This is a genomic window from Pseudomonas sp. 5.2 (assembly GCF_059025405.1).
Genome location: NZ_JBYBHH010000004.1, coordinates 137,794 through 155,141, shown reverse-complemented (window position 1 = coordinate 155,141; position 17,348 = coordinate 137,794). Strand labels below are relative to the sequence as shown.

General features: G+C 63.9%; 18 protein-coding genes and 1 riboswitch. Of the genes, 4 read left to right on the top strand and 14 right to left on the bottom strand.

Translation table 11 applies throughout. From position 1 onward, the window contains the following. Positions 1-47 precede the first annotated feature (47 nt). The 4 genes from AC5PZ0_RS08460 to AC5PZ0_RS08445 form a co-directional block, all read right to left on the bottom strand. Positions 48-455 (bottom strand): DUF2946 family protein, encoded by a 408-nt coding sequence (locus AC5PZ0_RS08460; protein ID WP_085273260.1) that lies wholly within the window; start codon positions 453-455, stop codon positions 48-50. Between the two features lie 81 nt (positions 456-536). Next, positions 537-1,313 carry a ParA family protein gene (locus AC5PZ0_RS08455; RefSeq protein ID WP_027593844.1) on the bottom strand — a complete coding sequence of 259 codons (777 nt, stop codon included), beginning with the start codon at positions 1,311-1,313 and terminating at the stop codon, positions 537-539. Between the two features lie 128 nt (positions 1,314-1,441). Continuing rightward, a complete protein-coding gene (locus tag AC5PZ0_RS08450) occupies positions 1,442-3,025 on the bottom strand; it encodes a sensor domain-containing diguanylate cyclase (RefSeq protein ID WP_493854680.1) in 1,584 nt (527 codons plus the stop codon). 87 nt (positions 3,026-3,112) lie between these two features. Then, entirely contained in the window at positions 3,113-3,592 is a 480-nt protein-coding gene (locus tag AC5PZ0_RS08445) for a hypothetical protein (protein ID WP_265969456.1), read from the bottom strand. 128 nt (positions 3,593-3,720) lie between these two features. Here AC5PZ0_RS08445 and AC5PZ0_RS08440 point away from each other — a divergent pair, with 128 nt between their 5' ends. Beyond that, positions 3,721-4,218: a GNAT family N-acetyltransferase gene (locus tag AC5PZ0_RS08440; protein WP_493854679.1), complete on the top strand. Its 498-nt coding sequence runs from the start codon at positions 3,721-3,723 to the stop codon at positions 4,216-4,218. Positions 4,219-4,350: 132 nt separating this feature from the next. Then, positions 4,351-4,674, top strand: a complete 324-nt coding sequence (locus tag AC5PZ0_RS08435; protein ID WP_027593840.1) for a hypothetical protein — start codon at positions 4,351-4,353, stop codon at positions 4,672-4,674. A gap of 66 nt (positions 4,675-4,740) precedes the next feature. Here AC5PZ0_RS08435 and AC5PZ0_RS08430 read toward each other — a convergent pair whose 3' ends face one another. From AC5PZ0_RS08430 to AC5PZ0_RS08405, 6 genes are all read right to left on the bottom strand, one after another. Next, positions 4,741-6,078: an OprD family porin gene (locus tag AC5PZ0_RS08430; RefSeq protein ID WP_027593839.1), complete on the bottom strand. Its 1,338-nt coding sequence runs from the start codon at positions 6,076-6,078 to the stop codon at positions 4,741-4,743. Then, positions 6,075-6,509 (bottom strand): pseudoazurin, encoded by a 435-nt coding sequence (locus tag AC5PZ0_RS08425; RefSeq protein WP_099453542.1) that lies wholly within the window; start codon positions 6,507-6,509, stop codon positions 6,075-6,077. The genes AC5PZ0_RS08430 and AC5PZ0_RS08425 overlap by 4 nt, the downstream gene beginning before the upstream one ends. 17 nt (positions 6,510-6,526) lie before the next feature. Then, complete coding sequence (locus AC5PZ0_RS08420; RefSeq protein WP_493854777.1) at positions 6,527-7,306, bottom strand: ABC transporter ATP-binding protein; 780 nt, start codon at positions 7,304-7,306, stop codon at positions 6,527-6,529. A gap of 5 nt (positions 7,307-7,311) precedes the next feature. After that, positions 7,312-8,328, bottom strand: a complete 1,017-nt coding sequence (locus AC5PZ0_RS08415; protein WP_027593836.1) for a FecCD family ABC transporter permease — start codon at positions 8,326-8,328, stop codon at positions 7,312-7,314. Next, entirely contained in the window at positions 8,328-9,338 is a 1,011-nt protein-coding gene (locus AC5PZ0_RS08410) for an ABC transporter substrate-binding protein (protein WP_493854678.1), read from the bottom strand. Before AC5PZ0_RS08410 ends, AC5PZ0_RS08415 begins: the two co-directional genes overlap by 1 nt. Before the next feature lie 127 nt (positions 9,339-9,465). Further along, positions 9,466-9,664, bottom strand: a riboswitch (cobalamin riboswitch). A 28-nt stretch (positions 9,665-9,692) separates the two neighbouring features. Further along, complete coding sequence (locus AC5PZ0_RS08405; RefSeq protein WP_275750404.1) at positions 9,693-10,859, bottom strand: acetyltransferase domain-containing protein; 1,167 nt, start codon at positions 10,857-10,859, stop codon at positions 9,693-9,695. Between the two features lie 455 nt (positions 10,860-11,314). Between AC5PZ0_RS08405 and AC5PZ0_RS08400 the strand changes: the two genes are divergently transcribed. After that, positions 11,315-12,061 (top strand): outer membrane beta-barrel protein, encoded by a 747-nt coding sequence (locus tag AC5PZ0_RS08400; protein WP_027593833.1) that lies wholly within the window; start codon positions 11,315-11,317, stop codon positions 12,059-12,061. 125 nt (positions 12,062-12,186) lie between these two features. On the opposite strand, the gene AC5PZ0_RS08395 is transcribed toward AC5PZ0_RS08400, so the two are convergent. The 3 genes from AC5PZ0_RS08395 to lpxO form a co-directional block, all read right to left on the bottom strand. After that, positions 12,187-12,756 carry a GNAT family N-acetyltransferase gene (locus tag AC5PZ0_RS08395; protein WP_027593832.1) on the bottom strand — a complete coding sequence of 190 codons (570 nt, stop codon included), beginning with the start codon at positions 12,754-12,756 and terminating at the stop codon, positions 12,187-12,189. 78 nt (positions 12,757-12,834) lie between these two features. After that, on the bottom strand, positions 12,835-13,179 hold the full coding sequence (locus AC5PZ0_RS08390) for a carboxymuconolactone decarboxylase family protein (protein ID WP_013973174.1): 345 nt from the start codon (positions 13,177-13,179) through the stop codon (positions 12,835-12,837). A 97-nt stretch (positions 13,180-13,276) separates the two neighbouring features. Further along, positions 13,277-14,176 carry a lipid A hydroxylase LpxO gene (gene lpxO, locus AC5PZ0_RS08385; RefSeq protein WP_027593830.1) on the bottom strand — a complete coding sequence of 300 codons (900 nt, stop codon included), beginning with the start codon at positions 14,174-14,176 and terminating at the stop codon, positions 13,277-13,279. A gap of 157 nt (positions 14,177-14,333) precedes the next feature. Between lpxO and thpR the strand changes: the two genes are divergently transcribed. After that, complete coding sequence (gene thpR / locus AC5PZ0_RS08380) at positions 14,334-14,879, top strand: RNA 2',3'-cyclic phosphodiesterase (RefSeq protein ID WP_274887308.1); 546 nt, start codon at positions 14,334-14,336, stop codon at positions 14,877-14,879. 13 nt (positions 14,880-14,892) lie between these two features. On the opposite strand, the gene AC5PZ0_RS08375 is transcribed toward thpR, so the two are convergent. Continuing rightward, positions 14,893-17,328, bottom strand: coding sequence for a TonB-dependent siderophore receptor (locus tag AC5PZ0_RS08375; RefSeq protein ID WP_493854677.1), 2,436 nt, complete (start codon positions 17,326-17,328; stop codon positions 14,893-14,895). Between the last annotated feature and the right edge of the window lie 20 nt (positions 17,329-17,348).

Here is a 17,348-nt window from a genome sequence, read left to right as displayed (position 1 = left end):
AAAAGTCATGGCTGACCGCGAGCGCGCACAGGCGCACCCGCTTGAGGTCAGGCGAACAGAAGGGCTGCGGGAAGCGCGGCGGGGGAGGCGCGGGGGTTGAGGGCAGGGCGCAAGTAGCGCGGCGGCGGTTGTGCCCAGCTGCGCACGACAATGGGCGAGGTGGCCCCGGACTGGGGCGGCAGGAACGCCCAGCCGGTGTGGGCAAGCGGCACTGCCAGGCCGAACGAGGAGCACACGGGGCAGTCGAGCTGAGCCATGTGCTGGTCGCCACCGGCGTTGTCCAGGTTGATGGCCGGGCCGTGGTCACTGCTGATCGAACAGAAACCACCCTCGAGGCCCGCCAGGCGCAGGCCACTCATCTGGCCGTGATGCAGGCCGCACAGCAATAGGCTGAACAGGACGCTGGCATAAAGCGTCCAGGCGGTCAGCGTGCGGGTCTGCCGGGTGGTTTTCATGGCGGCGAATCTATCACCCGAATGCGTGATCGGGTAGCCCTGGTGACGCAAAATGCTGGGGTGCAAAGCACCCCGCTTGGCTCAGGCCGCGCGCTCCAGCACGTCCAGTAGGTCGGCAAACTCCAACGCCAGCTTGTGCCGCGGCGCCATGTGTACCAGCGGCACCGACGCCTGGTGCGACTCGCGCATCTTGATCGAGCTGCTCAGGTACACCGGCAGCACCGGAACCCCTTCACCGCGCAACTGATCGACCAGTGTCTGGTGCAGTGCCGTGCGCCCGGCGAACTGGTTGACGACCACGCCCTCCACCTGCAGCGCTGGGTTGTGGTCCTGGCGCAGCTCCTCCACTTCGGCCATGACGCTGTGCAGCGCATGGCGCGAGAAGCTGTCGCAGTCGAATGGAATCAACAGGCGTTCGGCGGCCACCAGGGCGCTGAAGGTGTAGAAGTTCAGCGCCGGCGGCGTGTCGATGTAGATCCGCTCGTAGTCTTCGGCCAATTCCACCAGCAGCTTGCGCAGCTTGTTGATCTTGAACTTGCTCTCCAGCTTGCTTTGCAGGTCGCTGAGGTCGGGGCTGGCGGTGATCAGGTGCAGGTTGCTGTAGCGGGTTTCGGTAATCGCCACACGGGGCTTTTTGCCGTGCGCGGTGGCGGAAGACAAGGTCTGGCGGAAGAAGTCGGCAATGCCCGAGGGGATGGCGTCATTGACCAGGCCGGTCAGGTAATAGGTGGCATTGGCCTGCGGGTCGAGGTCGACGAGCAAGGTCCGATAGCCTTCAGCGGCACTGGCGGCAGCCAGGTTGCAGGCGATGCTCGACTTGCCGACGCCACCTTTCTGATTGAAAACCACACGACGCATGAGACGCTCATCCATGAAGAGTGAAAATGTCAGGTTGGGGTCAATCCTATGACTGAAACACGACAGTTTTATGACAAGGCTTGTAACAACTTTTGCGAAGGGCCTGGCCGTGACGGTGTGCGCGGGTTTCAGGGCTGAACCCGCGCGACACACACCCGATTGCGCCCATTCTGTTTGGCCGCGTACAGCGCCCGGTCCGCCTCGCTCAATGCATCGCCAGGCTCGCTGCCGGTGCCGCCCGGCCAATGCGCAACCCCCAGCGAAATCGTCACCGCGCCCACGGGTTCCACCGGCGTATCCTGCACCGTTACCCGTAGCCGTTCTGCCACTGCTGCCGCAACCGCCAGGCTTGCCCCCGGCAGCAGCATGAGAAACTCCTCGCCCCCGGTGCGGCAAAGCAGGTCGCCCTCTCGGCAACAGCGGCGCATCAGCTCGGCCAGCCGCTGCAGTACCTGATCGCCCACCTCATGCCCATGGCCATCGTTTACCCGCTTGAAATGGTCGATATCGAGCACGATGGCCGAAAAAGCCCGCCCTTCGGCCTGCAGCAACGACAGGCTGAATTCCAGGTTGCGGCGGTTACCCAGCCCGGTCAGTGGGTCGGTTTGGGCATCGTGGTTCAGCCGGCCGATGCGCTCTTGCAGCAGGTTGAGCCCGAACAGCAGCGCACGCTTGAGCTCAGCCGCCTCGAAGTACCAGGCCGGCACCCGATGCAGGCGCTCGGCGGTGCCTGCGCGGTCCATCGACCTGGCCCCGGCCGCCAATTGCCAGAGTGGCCGAGCGATGGTCATCGCCAGCCACCACAGCACCAGGCTGCCCACCAGCGCCAGCGGCGCCGAGGTGCCGATAACGTTGAGCACAAGGTGGCTCAAGGGCGCCACGGTCTGCGCCAGCGGCTGCTGCGCCACTACACCCCAGCCAGCGCTCGGCACCGTGGCAAACCCTGCCAGCATTTCCACGCCCTGGCTGTTGGTCAGTTGGCGGGTGCCGCTGTCCAGGGTCGCCAGTTGATCGATCAGCGGGTTGCCTTCCACCACCGTTCCCACTCGCTGGTTGTCCGGGTGATAGAGCAGGCGGCGGTTGCGGTCGACCACATAGAGGTACGAGCCGTCCTTGTAGAAGTGCTCGCCCAGCAGGCTGTTGAGGATGTTGCGCTCGCGCAGGTACAGGCTGCCACCGACGTAGCCCAGGTAACGCCCATTGGTATCGAAGATCGGCTGCGACAGTGCCACCACCAGGTTGTTGGCGGTAGACAGGTAGGGCGTCGACACCAGCGCCTTGCGCCCATGCAAGGCCTCCTGAACCCCGGGCGACTGCACCTTGGTATTGAGGTAGTGGCGCAATGAGGCAGGGGAGATTGCCCGCAGGATCCCGTCGGCATCGACTACGAACGTCGAGTTGAAGGCCAGGCCCTGGTGCAGCACGCGGTCGGTCTCCGCCTGCAGCGCGGCGGCATCAGCCAACTGGCGGGCTTGCACGCCGGCACTGAACGACAACTGCTGCAAGGCACTGGCGATGAAGGTCTCGGTGATCGACGCCAGCTTCGCCGCGTACACCCGGTTGGCCTCCAGGGCGTGGTCGATCAGCAACTGACGCTGAACCCGGTAGCTGGCGAAATAACTGGCGCACAGCATCAGCAGCGCGGTGAGGGCGCAGAGAATCAGAATGAGCGAGCGTAAATCCAGGCGCAATCCGTGCTTGGGGTGTGGCAATCCTGACCTCACTGGTACGAAAAGGGAGTAACCCTGCTGCTTGTAGGTGTAGTGCGTTATTGTCGCCGTAGCGGTGAGTTACGTCGATCAGGAACCTGCTTTTTCCAGTTCAGCCAGCTCATCTTCGACCTGCTGCATGCGCTGCTCGGCCAATGCCTGCACCTGGGTGTCGCGGGCGGTTTCGCGCATCAGCGCGGTCAGTTTTTCGCTCAGGCGCTTGCCGGCCTCAGTCTCTTCAAGTGCGCGGGCCTTGGCCGGGTCCTGCATGGCTTCGACGATGCTGGCGAATTCAGCGTCGCTGAAATTCGTTTCGCTGTAGAGCTTGAACAAGTCCTGGCGCTGGTCTTCGACCGTCAGGTGTTTGCGCAGCACCTCACGGATGCGCGCCTCGGGCACCTGCGGGTGGGCTGGGGCCAGCAACGACGCCATGCGGTCGATGTTGTGCTCATAGGCGTCCTGCAGCGGCAGCTTGGCCAGGATCTGCGCTTCGCGGGAGGGTTGCTGGTCGCAGGCGGCGAGGGCGGTGATCAGCAGCAGGGGCAGTAGCAACGTCTGGAGGCGGGGCATGGGGTGGCCTGGTTGGGCGGTCTAGGCCTGCGATTATACCGGGGTCTTGATCGCGATGAGCCCAGAATTTGCCATGGGCGGCGCGCTGGGGTAGAACCTTTGCCCTCGACTCATTGCCTGTAGCCCACATGCCGAACTGGATCATCCAACCCGTCCCGCGTGACGCCATCGACGAGGTGGTCGTTTTTGTCGACAGCGCCCGCCGCGAACTTTTCCCGCAGCTTGCCGACGCACCATTGCCCCCTGACTTGGCTCGCTTCGCCGAGACTTACCTGGACGGCGAAGGCGTGTTTCTCGAAGTCCGCGATCAGGGCCGTTTGGTGGCCGTGATCGGCTATGTGCCCTATGACCATCGCTTCGCACAACTCGACTATCAGCGGGTGTGCGTGGTCGAGGTGGTGCGCTTGTTCGTGTTGCCGGCCTATCGACGCCATGGCCTCGCCGCCGCCTTGTTCGCCGCCTTGCGCGGTGCGGCCGAACAGGCGGGTGTCGAATGCCTGTACCTGCACACCCACCCGTTCCTCCCGGGCGCGATTGCCTTCTGGGAACGCCAGGGGTTCGCGGTGATCGATGTGGAGCAGGACCCCGTCTGGCAGACCACCCATATGCAGCTGACGCTGGCATGACGTCGCCGTAATCGGTCAGAAACCGCCTACAGCTGTTGTTGTGGCGTGTTCAACGCGTTCATTTCCATAACGCATCTGCTTGCTTACCGTCTCCCTCAAGGCTTACCCAACGCCCCTAAGGGAGACTCACCGATGCCACACATGGCCCTGTACAAGCTCAAGCTGCTGGACGAATTCGAAGACTGCAGAGACCCGTGGTCGTTCGGCCACTTCGAAAACAGGCTGATGGATTTGTGGCGGGGTGCCACGCGCCACGACGCCAAGGGCATCATCAATGCGGCGCACAAGGAAGGGCGTTGGCCCAATACCGTGAAGCGCTACCTGCTGACCAACTACAAGGCGTTCGGCAATGTCAGCGCAGAATTGGAGCAGACGTTTATGGAAGTGCTTGCTGCGATGACCTCGCAGGAAAAAGCCGAATGGGGCTTGCAGCCGCTATCCGCTGCAGCGTCTTGAACCGGGGGGCTGCTGCGCAGCCCGTCACCGGCACGTTGGTGCGAAGCCTGGGTCCCTGAACGATGATCAGAACCCGCCGCCCAGCGGCCATTCGACCGCCAGGCGGATCTGGTCACCATCCAGCTCCGCCTGCGCCGTGTTCCCCCGGTGCGCGTTATGCCGTACCGAGAACGTGGTGCCCTTGGCCTTGCCACTCTGCACCACATAGCGCGCTTCCAGGTCGCGCTCCCAGTGCTTGCCACCCTTGCCATACCCCAGGTACGCGTAGCCGCCGGTGGGGTCGACATGCGTGCCATCGATATCAAACCCGCGCACGTACAGCGCCGTCAGGTTCAACCCGGGCACACCGTAGGCGCCCATGTTCAGGTCATAGCGCGCCTGCCATGACTTCTCGTTCGGTGCGTTGAAGTCCGACATCTGCACGGCGTTTGCGATATAGATCGCGCCCCGCGTCACATAGTCGAACGGTGTATTGCCGTCTACCTGCTGCCAGCCCAGGCTGAACCCGTGCGGCCCCTGGTTGTAACGCGACACCAGGCTCCAGGTGGTGTTGTCGATGCGCCCGGACAGCGCCTTGCCGGTGTCGGTGGTGCGGTACAGGTTGAGGTCCAGGCTCAAGCTGCGCCGGTCATCCAGTGCGTGGGTCAGGGTGCTGCCCAGGTAGTGCTGGTTCCAGCTGTCCTCGTAGCGCGAGGTATATAGGCTGCCGCTGAAGGCCGCGCCGGGGTTCCAGACCACGCCGGCCAGGTCGAAGGCATTGCCCTGGCGGCCATTGGAATAGTTCACCACGAACCCTTGATCGTGGCTTGAAGCGTTGCGATCCGCGTTTTCATTGAAGTGGCCGGCCACCAGCCGAAGCGTGTCGATCTCGTTGCTGGTGAGGAAAAACCCCGTCGCGGTCTCGGGCAGCAAGCGGCTGTCGGACGAACTGAAAACTGGGGTTTTCACCCGCTGCTCGCCGTACGACAGCACCGTGTTCGACACCCGCATCTTCAAGGCTGCGCCTGCTCGGCTGTATTCGTTTTTCGGGTGCCCGTCGTTGTCGATGCCCAGCAAGCGCGCCTTGCCGGCACGGCCACCGCCGCTGTCGAGCTGTACGCCCAGATAAGCGTGGGCATCGACACCGACGCCGATCAGGCCTTGGGTAAAGCCAGACTGCAAGGTCCCCATCAAACCGTAGGCCCATTCCTCAGCTTTGCCGCTACGTTCGTCGCGTGGCTTGTAGGCATTGCGCGCACTGCTGTTGCGCCCGCCATGCTTGTAGTCGCGCTGGTCGAACACGCTGCGGTTGAGGATGCTCCAGCTGGCGTCTTCTACCAAACCGTTGCTCTGGGACTGAGCGGATTCAGCCAATGCGAGCGGGGTAAGCCCGAGCAGAGGCAGGGCCAGCAACAGCCGGCTCATTGCCCGGCCCCCAGCTTCTGCAATTGCGCTTCGAAGCGGGTTTTCGCCCGTGCAGGCAGGCTGGCAGGCACTGTGGCCGGCGCCGCGTCACCCACCTGGATCACCATCACCATGCCCATCGCCAGGTGCGGAATGCACTGGATACCGTACATGCCGGGTACGCTGAAGGTGTGCTCGTAGGGCTGGTTGAGCTTGCTCTTGAACGCCTCAGCGCCCTGCGGCAGCAACCCCGGCACACTGGCTGCGTTGTGCCCACTCATGGTCGGCACAAAGCGCACGGTATCGCCGGGTGCGATGCGCAAGTGGTCCGGCTCGTAGACCATCGCGCCCTGCGTACCGCGGTTGAGCATCTTCACTTCGTGCACGTCTGCCAGCGCGGCAGGGGCAAACAGGGTGCTGGCGAGCAGCAGGGCGACAGGGCGCAACAGCATGGTGGGAACTTCCTGGTTCAGGGGGCGCGAAAACGCAGAATGCGTGCGCCGTCGAAGGGGTCGGTAAGGTAGTGGGCGTGTACGCCGAAGGTGCTCAGCAGGCGCTCTGGGGTGAGGACGTCGAGCGGCTTGCCGAGGGCGACCAGGCAGCCTTTGTCGAGCACCGCGAGGCGGTCGCAGGTCAGCGCCTGGTTGAGGTCATGCAGGGCCACCAGCGTGGTAACCGGCAGCCCCTGCACCTGTTGCAGCAGGCTCAGCTGGTGCTGGATGTCCAGGTGGTTGGTCGGTTCGTCGAGCAACAGCACCTGGGGGCGTTGCGCTAGGGCGCGGGCAATGTGCACGCGTTGGCGTTCACCACCTGAAAGCGAATGCCAAAGGCGCGTGCGCAGGTGCAGGGCATCCAGGTCAGCCAGGGCCTGCTCGACGATGGCGCGGTCTGCTTTGCTGAACGGCGCCAGGGCCGACAGCCAGGGCGTGCGGCCCAGGGCAACGGCGTCGTACACGCTGATGGCGTCAGCGGTATCCGCCTGCTGTTCGACCAGCGCCAGGGCCTGGGCAATGCGCCGGCGTGGCAGCTGCGTGAGCGGCTCGCCCAGCAGCTCGACATGGCCACTGTCAGGCTTGCGCAGGCCCGCCAGCAGTTTGAGCAAAGACGACTTGCCCGAGCCGTTAGGGCCGACGATGCCCAGCGTTTCGCCGGGGATAACGGTTAGCTCGATGTCGCGCAGTACAGGATTACCCCCCAGCTGCAGCCCTAAGCCCTGGCAGGCCAGGGGAGCAATCTTCACGTTGGCCATGACGGTCATGGGCGCCCCCTTCTGCTGACCAGAATCAGCGCGAACACTGGCGCGCCGATCAGCGCGGTCACCACGCCCACCGGGATCACCTGGCCTGGGATCAGCGTGCGCGACAAGATATCGGCGCTGATCAGGAACAGTGCGCCGCCCAGCGCACTGGCCGGCAGCAGGCGGCTATGCCCGGGCCCCAGCAGCAGGCGCAGGGCGTGGGGGATGACCAGCCCGACAAAACCGATGGCGCCGACGATGGACACCATCACCGCCGTCACCAGGGCGGCACAACTGATCAGCAACAACTGAGTGCGCCGCACCGGGATCCCCAGCGACGCGGCCGAGTCGGCGCCGAAGGTAAAGGCATCCAGCGCGCGGCGATGCCACAGGCACACCACCAGCCCGAACAGTGCCACGGGCAGGGCCAGCCACACGGACGGCCAGCGCACGCCACTGAGGTTGCCCAGCAGCCAGAACAGAATGCCGCGCGCCTGCTCGGCGGTGGCCGACTTGGTGATGAGGAACGCGGTCAGCGCAGTGAACAGTTGCGAGCCAGCGATGCCGGCGAGTATCACCTGGGCGTTGTTGCTGCTCGGCCCAGCGGCGCGGGCCAGCACCAGCACCAGCGCAAACGCCGCCAGCGCGCCGATGAAGGCGCCCCCGGACATGCTCAGGGCGACGCTGCCCAGCCCCAGCAGGCCGACCATCACCGCGCCGGTCGAGGCACCGGCCGACAACCCCAACAGGTAGGGCTCGGCCAGCGGGTTGCGCAGCAGCGCCTGCAGGATCACGCCACACGTGGCCAGCCCGGCGCCACAGGCGGCGGCGACCAGGGTGCGGGTCAGGCGGTAGTTCCAGACGATACCGGCATCGATGGGGTCGACCGGGTAACCGGCCTGCCACAGGTGATTGGCCAGCACTTGGTAGACCACGTTCGGCGCCAGGTTGCTCTCGCCGATCGCCGTGCCGGCCACCAGCGCGACACACAGGGCTGCCAGGGCCAGGGCGCTGTAGGGCAACAGGCGGCTCATCACTGGGCTGCTTTACCGCTGGCGAACGCCGTCGACAGCGTCTGCAGGCCACGGAACAGCCGGATGCCGGCCTGCATGGCGTCGGCGTCGAGGACGATGATGCGGTCGTTCTTCACCGCGTCCATGTTGCGGGTAACCGGGTCGTTGCGCAGGAATTCGAGTTTTTTCTGGTAGTCGTCTGCCGGGAAGCGGCGACGGTCCATGCGGGCGATGATCAACCAGGTCGGGTTGGCCTTGGCCAGGGTTTCCCAGCCCACGGTCGGCCATTCTTCGGTGGACTCGACCACATTGCGCACCCCCAGGGTACGCAGCATGAAGTCAGCCACCCCTTGGCGGCCGGCGACGTAGGGGTCGATATCCAAGTCGGCGCTAGAGAACCAGAACAGTGCCGAGGTGTTCGACAAATCCTTGCCAGCCAACTGTGCCTTGGCGCTGTCCAGGCGGCCCTTGAGGTCGGCGTTCAATGCGGCGCCGCGGTCTTGCACGTCGAAGATTTCGGCCAGCTGGTTGACGCTCTTGTAGATGCTCTCGACCTGGAACGCCTGCAGGCGGGTGCCGTCGGCGCCCACCAGGTTGTCTTTGCCTTCGCAGTCCGACGGCAGCAGGTAGGTCGGGATCTTCAGCTCGTCGAACTGCTCGCGGGTGCCGACCACGCCTTGTGCGCCGACCATCCATTCAAACTGAACGGCCACCAGTTGCGGACGCTTGCCGACCACTGCCTCGAAACTGGGGTCGTTGTCGGCCAGGCGCTCGACCTTGTCGTTCAGCGCCTTGTACTCGGGCAGCACGTTGTTGAACCACAGCGAGGTGCCGGCCAGTTTGTCGCCCAGCCCCAGTGCGTAGAGCATCTCGGTGCCGGCCTGGCCAATGGTCACTGCACGCTCGGGCGCGTGGGCGAAGGTCTGCGGCATGCCGCAGTTGTCGACCGTGAGCGGGTAGTGGGTGGCGGTAGCCTGGGCCAGGCTGGTGAGGCCGAGGCCGGCGATCAAAGCGGCAAGACGAGGCAGCATGAGGGGACGATCTCCTATCGAAGGGTTCACGGAATGAACGCATGGACAGGCATCGCCGAGCCCCGTGCACGCGGCAGGGGGCAGCACCCAGAAAAGGGTGGAGATGGCCATCCCGGACACCCCGCCGGTTGGTGTTTTTGCGCCGGCAGGTCTCCTGACTGGTGCGTCATGGCCCAGCTCCAGCCTTCCCGGACAAGGTTATCCAGTGGCATCGATGGAGCAGGCTCGGCACCTACAGTTGCGGGGGCAGTTCCGTTTGGCCCGCGTTAGCGGGCTTGGGATTCCCTATTAATTCCGTGGTGGAAACCGGCGGCCGGCATGGTAGACCATCAGGCAGCCGGGTGAAAACGCTTTTCAGAAGTACTTGAGCCAGGTGATGTCACGCCGACGCGCCTTCAGCCGGGCGAAGCTACGTACCGGCAGGTACAGCGACACGGCGAGCAAGGCGGCGCCCAGCCACACGGCACCGATGCCGTCGAAGCCGAAGTAATCCCCTTGGTTGTGGCCGAACAGCGCGACGCAGGCCAGGTAAAGCAGCTTCAGCACATACAGGTGCAGCAGGTAGAAAAACATCGGTGCTGCACCGTAAACCGCCAGGGCGTTGATCCAGCGGGCCTGGCCGGCACGCTCGAAGGCGCGCAACAGCAGCAGGCCACAGCCCAGGGTGAGGGCCAGGAACAGCAAGGACGGCGGATACTTGGTGATGTTGAAGAAGCTCATCAGCGTTTGCGTCAACGTCGGGTACCCGCTCCAGGGTGCCTCGCCGTAGCCGTTGAGCATGCGCAGCACGACAAAACCAAGCAGTGCGATCACCCCGGCCAGCAGCAGGCGATGCTGGCGTTGGCCTGCGTCGCTGCCACGGGCGAACCAGGGGCCAAGGCCGTAGCCCAAGGCGATGACGCCGATCCAGGGCAGCACGGGGTACGACGTGCGCAGGCGAAGGTTGTCGGAGAATGCCAGCCAGCCACGGTCGTGCAGGATCGCCCACGGCACGTGCAGGGCCGACTCAGCGCCGAAGTGCAGGCTGTCGAGCAGGTTGTGCCCGGCGACGATGATTGCACCCAGGGCGATCAGCGCTGCCCGTGGCAACCACACCAGCAGCGACAGGGCGATCATGCTCACGCCGATGGCCCAGATCACCTGCAGGTAGATCACGCTGGGGGGCAGTTGGAAGGTCCAGGCGAAGTTGACGAGGGTGAACTCCAGTGCCACGAGGAACAGCCCGCGTTTGAACAGAAAGGCCGAGACATCGCTACGGCCCTGGTATTTTTCGCCATACAGCCAGGCCGAAAGGCCCGTCAACAGGACGAACACCGGCGCGCACAGGTGGGCCAGGGTACGGCTGAAGAACAACGACGGGTCGGTGACGTCGATGGCCATCGGGTCGCTGACCTGGCGGTGCAGAAAGAAGGTCTCGCGGACGTGGTCCAGGAGCATGAACAGGATGACCAGGCCGCGCAGGGCATCGATGCTCTGCAGGCGCTGGGTAAGCAGGGTGGGGGTGGCGCTGGCGCTAGTCATGGAAGGTCGCTGGTAGGAATGGGTGTCAAATGAAACGTTATCTTATAACTTAAACTGGGTGGCCAGCAATGGGGTTTTAGAGGGGGTGCATGGAATTGAGGAGGGTGGCGCCTATGAGATCGAGCGCCGCCCGCGCGGCGCTTCGCAGCACAAGGCTGCTCCTACAGTTGTTTCGGGCCAGTTACGCCTGTGCCTGCGCGCGCGACCGCCTTGTTGGTCCGGCTCGATATCAAGGTGGGCACCAAGGGGCCGCGCGCCCATGCCCCAGGAATAATTGGCCCGAAACAACTGTGGGAGCAGCCTTGTGCTGCGAAGCGCCGCGCGGGCGGCGCTCGATCTCATAGGCGCTGCATAGCCCAAGGCATACGCTCTCAATGATTTTTTTCGAACTTTCTCCAAAGCGTGTCTCTCGAACCGCTCGTTATCACTGTTTTCACGTCATGGAGACTTCACGCATGTCCGCTCGTCACCTTTTGCGTCACACTTGCCTGCTCGCCTTGATCGCTTCGCCTTTAGCCGCCACCGCCGCGCCCAGTACCGACCCGCTGTTCACCCTCGGCCTGCTGGGTGCCTATAACGACTTCAAATTCGAAGGCGGCAGCGAAACCGACAAGGAACACTTGGGGCAGGGCGGTGTATTCGCCACCTTCGGCAACAAGATGACCGCAGAGTCCGGCTTCATCTACCAGATCGGTGCCGAGGCCAAGTACGGCAAGAAGAATGACAACAAACTCAAGGAAGCCCAGGCCGATCTCGACCTCGGTTGGCGTGCTGCACTGGATGCGCGCAACTTTGTCGATGTGACCGTGGGCGGCGGCTACAGCTGGTCGCGCTTCGAGCCCGAAATCAACGACCTGGACACCAAACTCACGGTCAAGTCGCCCTTCGCCAAGGCGGCCTTGGGTTACAACCACCAGTTCGATGCGTCGACCCTGCGCGTGGAGGTGGGCGCGCGCCATACCCTCGATGGCCGTGCGCGCCTGAAGGTCGATGATTTCGGCAGTGACACCGTGGACCTTAAAGACCGCACCAACCCCTATGCCGAGGTCAGCCTGCTGATGAACCAGCAGGGTGGCATGCCGGTACAGGCGGGGGTCTACTACACCCGCACCGAGTACAAGCTGGATGGCGACTCGCCCGTGGCGGACAACACCAAACTCAAGCGTGATGAGTTTGGCTTCAAAGTCGGCTTGGCGTTCTAAGCAGCGATTTGCCAAGACCGCGGTTTGTGTAGGAGCAGCCTTGCGCTGCGAAGGGGCCAGTGCAGGCGATGACCGGCATGGTGCATGCGCTGCCTCTTCGCAGCGCAAGGCTGCTCCTACGTCGGCTAACGCCCCCGGCGGCGCGACACGCGGGCCTCGATGTTCTTGCGCCCGATCAACAGTGGCGGTTTTTCCACCACTGGCTCATCCGCCAGCCACTTGTACATCACCAGGCAATCCACCAAGCCCAGCCGGGCATGCCGGAATGCTTTGGGCAGGCGGCCGACCGTTTCGAAACCGAGCTTGTGCCACAGCGCCACGGCCACTTCGTTGCTGGCCACGACCGAATTGAACTGCAGCGCCAGAAACCCCTCCTGGCGCGCCAGCTTCTGCGAATGCTCGCACATCATCCGGGCCACGCCACGGCCACGCGCGGCCTCGCAGACCATGTAACCGCAGTTGCCTACGTGGGCCCCGGGGCCGGCAGCATTGGCTTTGAGGTAGTAGGAACCCAGCAGCTCACCGTCGTCCTCTGCTACCCAGGTGCGAAGGGGCATCTCCAGCCACAACTGGCGGGCCTGGTCGAAGTTCAGGGCAGGGTCGAAGGCGTAGGTTTCACGGGCCTGGACAATGGCCTGGAAGGTGGGCCAGAAACGCTCGAAGTCCTCAGGCGTCATGGGGCGGATGTGGATCATGGTGGTTCCTGCAATGGCTGGACCGCCAAGTCTGGGTGGCGCGGCGCCGTCGCGCAAGGGCGGCGACGCCACGCAGGGTCAGCCGTTGGCCTTGCCCACTGCGTCCATGGCGCGTGCCGAGTACACCAATGCGGCGCCGGCGTTCATCGCCACCGCCACGCCAAGGGCTTCGGCAATCTCTTCGCGGCTGGCGCCGTGTTTCACTGCCTGCTGCGAATGCACGGCGATGCAGCCGTCACACCGGGTGGTCACGGCCACCGCGAGGGAGATCAGTTCGCGGGTCTTGGCGTCCAGGTGGTTGGTCTTGGCGCCCGCACCGCTGGCGGTCATGTAGCCGGCCACGGTGTCGGGAGACAACTGCTTGAGATCGCCGATGCCGGCCATCAACTGCTTACGGTAGGCGTCCCAGTCCATCATGCTCATCGTCTTCACCTTGGGGTGGTTGCGAGTGGAGCTTTCAGGCTAGTCGAAAAAGGCGAGGGCATCTGCTGCCTGTACCGACGGCACAGGCAGCGCTGAATCAGATGTAGATGAACACCAGCACCAGTGCAGCCACCACCGCCCATTTTTCCAGGTAGTAGCGCATGCGATTGCGCTTTTTCAGCGCCTTGCCGCGTTCGCGGATCTTGTAGATGCGGGTGAATAGCCGGTTGATGCCACCCGTCTTGTCGTTGGCATCGTTGGGCGCGGCGGCGGCTGCCATCACGTTGCGGCTGAACCAGCGGTTGAACGCCGTTGCCCAGCGGTACTTGAGCGGGCGCTCGACATCGCAGAACAGGATGATGCGGTTGTGGTCGGTGGTGTTGGCCGCGTAATGGATGTAGGTTTCGTCGAAGATCACGCCCTCACCGTCGCGCCACGAGTACTTCTCGCCGTCCACGTCGATATAGCAACCGTCATCGTTCGGCGTGTCCAGGCCCAGGTGGTAGCGGTAGGAGCCGGCATACGGGTCGCGGTGGCGCACCAGCTTGGCGCCCGGTGGCAAGGTGGCGAACATTGCAGCCTTGACCGTGCCGATGCCTTGCAGCAGTTCGGTGGTGCGTGGGCACAGGGTCATGGCCGAAGGGTGGCTTTCGCCGTACCACTTCAGGTAGAAGCGCTTCCAACCGGTCTTGAAGAATGAGTTGAAACCGACGTCATCGTAATTCTCGGACTTCTTGATTTCACCGACGTGGAGCAACTGCTGGGCCTCGGCACGGATTTCCTGCCAGTGGTCCTGCAGCGGTTGCAGTTCGGGGAAGGCCTCGACCGGCAAGTAGGGCTTGGCCGGGTGCTTGGAAAACAGGTAGAGGAAACTGTTGACCGGGGCCAGGAAGCTGGAGTGGTCGCCCAGCTGGCGAGTCAGCTTGTGGCGAACGCGACCGCGTAGGTGAACATAGGCGATCGACAGAACAAAGAGGAGTACGAGTGCAATTTTCATGGACGTTTACTTGTCGAAAAATGGCCATGCGCCATGGCATAAGCTGGCCAGCATAAACAATCATGGGAGCAGTTTGTACTTATTGTTACGTGACTACCGCGCGACTTAGGTGTAATGGCCTAGCACTTGCGCAAACGTTTCATGTCAAGGAGATCACATGGTTCAGGACGTTCGCCCCAGTGGCGCCCCTTTCAAACGGCTGTTTTTCGCCCTGCCGGTCAGCGATGCCCAGCGCCGTGCCCTGGCCCAGTGGCGGCGCGGTTTGAACCTGCGCACTGGCAAGCCGGTACCCGCCGACAACTTCCATGTGACGCTGCTGTTTCTCGGTGATGTAGACACCGCCTTGCTGCCCTCGATCTGCGCTGCGGTCGATGCGCTCAAGCGCCCGGCTGCGGCGCCGCGCCTGTTGCTCGACTGTTTGCAGGTGTGGCCGCGCGCCAGTGCGCTGGTGCTTGAGCCGCAGCAAACGCCGCCAGCCTTGCTGCAACTGGTGTATGGCCTGCAGCAGGCGCTGCTGCCATTGGGGGTAGAGGCGGCGAGCCGTGAATACCGCCCGCACCTGACCTTGTCCAGGGACTACCGCGGCCAGCCGCCGGAGGCCGCCACGGCGCCGGAGTTCTTCCTGGCCGCGCGGCACTTCGCCCTGTATGAATCGCGCAAGGGTGTGTACTGGCCGCTTGCGCAATGGCCGTTGACCGAGTGATGCGTGCTGCGTTTTAAAACTCAGGCGTGTACTTGACCGTCAACATGAAGTTGCGGGGTTCGCCGTAGTTGTTGCTGCCATTGAGCTGGTTGAAGCCGGCAACCCAGTACTTCTTGTCGAACAGGTTGTTGGCGTTGACTGCAAGGTTCACTTCCGGCGTCAGCTGATAGGCCAGGCGCGCGCTCCACACGGTGTAGCCAGGCACGGTGTAGGTGCGTTCGTAGCCCAAGGTGTGGCTTTGGCTGGTGAAGCCCAGGCCGGTGCTCCAGCGTTGGCCGTCCAGTGGCAGGGTGTAGTCGGCCCAGGCGCGCAACATGTGCTTGGGCGTCCACTGGCTGAACACGCGGCCTTCTTCGTCCGGGTCGTCGAGGAACTTGGTGGTGTTGTAGGTGTAGCCGGCAAACAGCTGCAGGCCGCTGAGCACTTCGCCGCTGATCTCGGCCTCGATGCCCTGGCTACGCACCTTGCCCGCCGCAGTGGAACAGTACCAGTCATCACAGGCAAAGCCCGAAGCCACGTCGGTCACCGCACGGTTTTCCTGGTCGTAGCGGAACACCGCCAGCGAGGCATTGACCCGGCCGTCCAGCAATTCGCCCTTAAGGCCCGTTTCGTAGTTGCTGCCGATTACAGGCTTGAGTGGCACGTTGTTGACGGCCCGCTCGGTCTGCGGCACGAACACGTCGGTGTAGCTGGCGTACCAGGCCCATTCGCGGGTCAGGTCGTAGACGAAGCCGGCATACGGGGTGACTTCGCCCGACTCGGTCATGCGGCTGGTGGGGGTGCGGCTGCCGGGGTCGGTGCGGCTGTTGAAGTCGATCGAGTCCCAGCTGTAGTCGAACCAGCTGACCCGCGAGCCGAGGATCAGGGTCAGGTCATCGGTCGGTTTGACTCGCCACACGCCGTACAGGCCTTTTTGGCGGATGTCATAACTGGCCTTGTTGGAGCGCGCGAGTTTGCCGTCGAACACACTGTCACGGCTAGGCTCGGGGCGGTTGTGGTCGATGTCGAAGAGGGTGTCGCCAGACGCAGCGAAGTTGCGCCAATAGGCGTCGTCCGACGTCAGCTTGGAGTAGTTGCCGCCGACGGTGATTTCATGGGCCAGCGGCCCGGTGTTGAAGTGGCCCACCACGTTCATGTCCAGGCCCAGCTTGGTGTTGTGGAAGTCGGTGAGCCAGTCGGCATAGGTGATGCCGCTGCCGTCCGGCGCCACGCCCTGGCCGGTCGACTGCACGCGCTGGTGCGTGGAAGTGTTGACTTCGTCCATGCGCACGGCGGCGGCCTTGAACGCCCAGTCGTCGTTGAAGCGGTGTTCGAGGTCCGCGTAATAGGTGGTCACGTCGGTTTCGGCACGGTTCCAACGGGCGCCGGTGAAGGTCGAGCGGGGCAGGTCGACCGGCTTGCCGTCGGTGTAGCGGGGGATGCCACGCAGCATTGGCCGCGACTGCTGGCGGTTGTAGCTGATGCCGGCACCTACGGTGGTGGCGTCGTTCAGGTCAATGTCCAGCGCGCCATACAGGGAGTGGGACTTGCTCCATTGGTAGTCGATGAAGCTGTCGCTCTGGTCCTCGTCGGCCACCATCCGGCCGCGCACGCGGCCGTCGGCGGTCAGCGGGCCGCCAGCGTCCAGTTGCAGGCCGTAGTGGTCCCAGGAGCCAGCCTTGCCGGTGACGGTGACGGTCGGCGTGGCCTGGCCGCGTTTGCGCACCAGGTTGATCGCGCCGCCGGGGCTGCCGGTGCCTTGCAACAAGCCTGAGGCGCCGCGCAGGACCTCGATGCGGTCGAAGAACACCAAGTCCTGGGTCGCCCAGTTGCCCAGCGAATAGTTATTACGTGGGATAGGCACGCCGTCGTACTGCCAGTCGTCGATCTGGAACCCGCGCGATGTCACCACCACGCCTGGGCCGATGCCTTGCGCCCCGACGATCCCGGTGGTGTGGTTGAGCGCCTCCTGCAGGTCAGTGATGCCTTGGTCATCCAGCTGTTTGCGGGTGATCACCGTTACCGATTGAGGGATTTCCTTGAGGGTATGCGTGCCTTTGCCAAGGGTCACCGCGCGTGCGGCGTACGAGCCGCTGCCTTCGCTGGTGGCATCCAAGTAATTGTCGGTGATGCTGGTGCTGCCAAGCTCCAGCACGTCGCTCTCTGGGGTTGCCGGGGCGACGCTGAAGTGGCCGCTGCTGGTCAGCCGCAATTGCAGGCCGCTGCCGACCAGCGCGGTTTGCATGGCTTGCTCGGCACTCATCTGGCCGACGATTGCCGGCGCCTGCTTGCCGCGTACCAGCTGGGGTTCGAGCGCGATGATGTAGCCGCTCTGGCTGGCAATCCGGTTAAGGGTGGTGGCCAGGCTGGCAGGCGGCAGGTCGAACGCCAGGGTCTGCACCTGGGCATGGGCATTGAGGCTGCTCAGGGCAACGACGAGGGGCAAGGCGCGGGGCCAGAGGTTGAGCACAGAATTCTCCCGAATGAAGT

Coding starts and splice junctions, on each gene's coding strand:
- AC5PZ0_RS08430 (WP_027593839.1), bottom strand. CDS start 6,078: ATGAGCCGGCTGTTGCTGGCCCTGCCTCTGCTCGGGCTTACCCCGCTC.
- AC5PZ0_RS08395 (WP_027593832.1), bottom strand. CDS start 12,756: ATGATCCACATCCGCCCCATGACGCCTGAGGACTTCGAGCGTTTCTGG.
- AC5PZ0_RS08415 (WP_027593836.1), bottom strand. CDS start 8,328: ATGAGCCGCCTGTTGCCCTACAGCGCCCTGGCCCTGGCAGCCCTGTGT.
- AC5PZ0_RS08455 (WP_027593844.1), bottom strand. CDS start 1,313: ATGCGTCGTGTGGTTTTCAATCAGAAAGGTGGCGTCGGCAAGTCGAGC.
- lpxO (WP_027593830.1), bottom strand. CDS start 14,176: ATGAAAATTGCACTCGTACTCCTCTTTGTTCTGTCGATCGCCTATGTT.
- AC5PZ0_RS08460 (WP_085273260.1), bottom strand. CDS start 455: ATGAAAACCACCCGGCAGACCCGCACGCTGACCGCCTGGACGCTTTAT.
- AC5PZ0_RS08410 (WP_493854678.1), bottom strand. CDS start 9,338: ATGCTGCCTCGTCTTGCCGCTTTGATCGCCGGCCTCGGCCTCACCAGC.
- AC5PZ0_RS08440 (WP_493854679.1), top strand. CDS start 3,721: ATGCCGAACTGGATCATCCAACCCGTCCCGCGTGACGCCATCGACGAG.
- AC5PZ0_RS08445 (WP_265969456.1), bottom strand. CDS start 3,592: ATGCCCCGCCTCCAGACGTTGCTACTGCCCCTGCTGCTGATCACCGCC.
- AC5PZ0_RS08405 (WP_275750404.1), bottom strand. CDS start 10,859: ATGACTAGCGCCAGCGCCACCCCCACCCTGCTTACCCAGCGCCTGCAG.
- AC5PZ0_RS08435 (WP_027593840.1), top strand. CDS start 4,351: ATGCCACACATGGCCCTGTACAAGCTCAAGCTGCTGGACGAATTCGAA.
- AC5PZ0_RS08425 (WP_099453542.1), bottom strand. CDS start 6,509: ATGCTGTTGCGCCCTGTCGCCCTGCTGCTCGCCAGCACCCTGTTTGCC.
- AC5PZ0_RS08400 (WP_027593833.1), top strand. CDS start 11,315: ATGTCCGCTCGTCACCTTTTGCGTCACACTTGCCTGCTCGCCTTGATC.
- AC5PZ0_RS08420 (WP_493854777.1), bottom strand. CDS start 7,306: ATGGCCAACGTGAAGATTGCTCCCCTGGCCTGCCAGGGCTTAGGGCTG.
- AC5PZ0_RS08390 (WP_013973174.1), bottom strand. CDS start 13,179: ATGAGCATGATGGACTGGGACGCCTACCGTAAGCAGTTGATGGCCGGC.
- thpR (WP_274887308.1), top strand. CDS start 14,334: ATGGTTCAGGACGTTCGCCCCAGTGGCGCCCCTTTCAAACGGCTGTTT.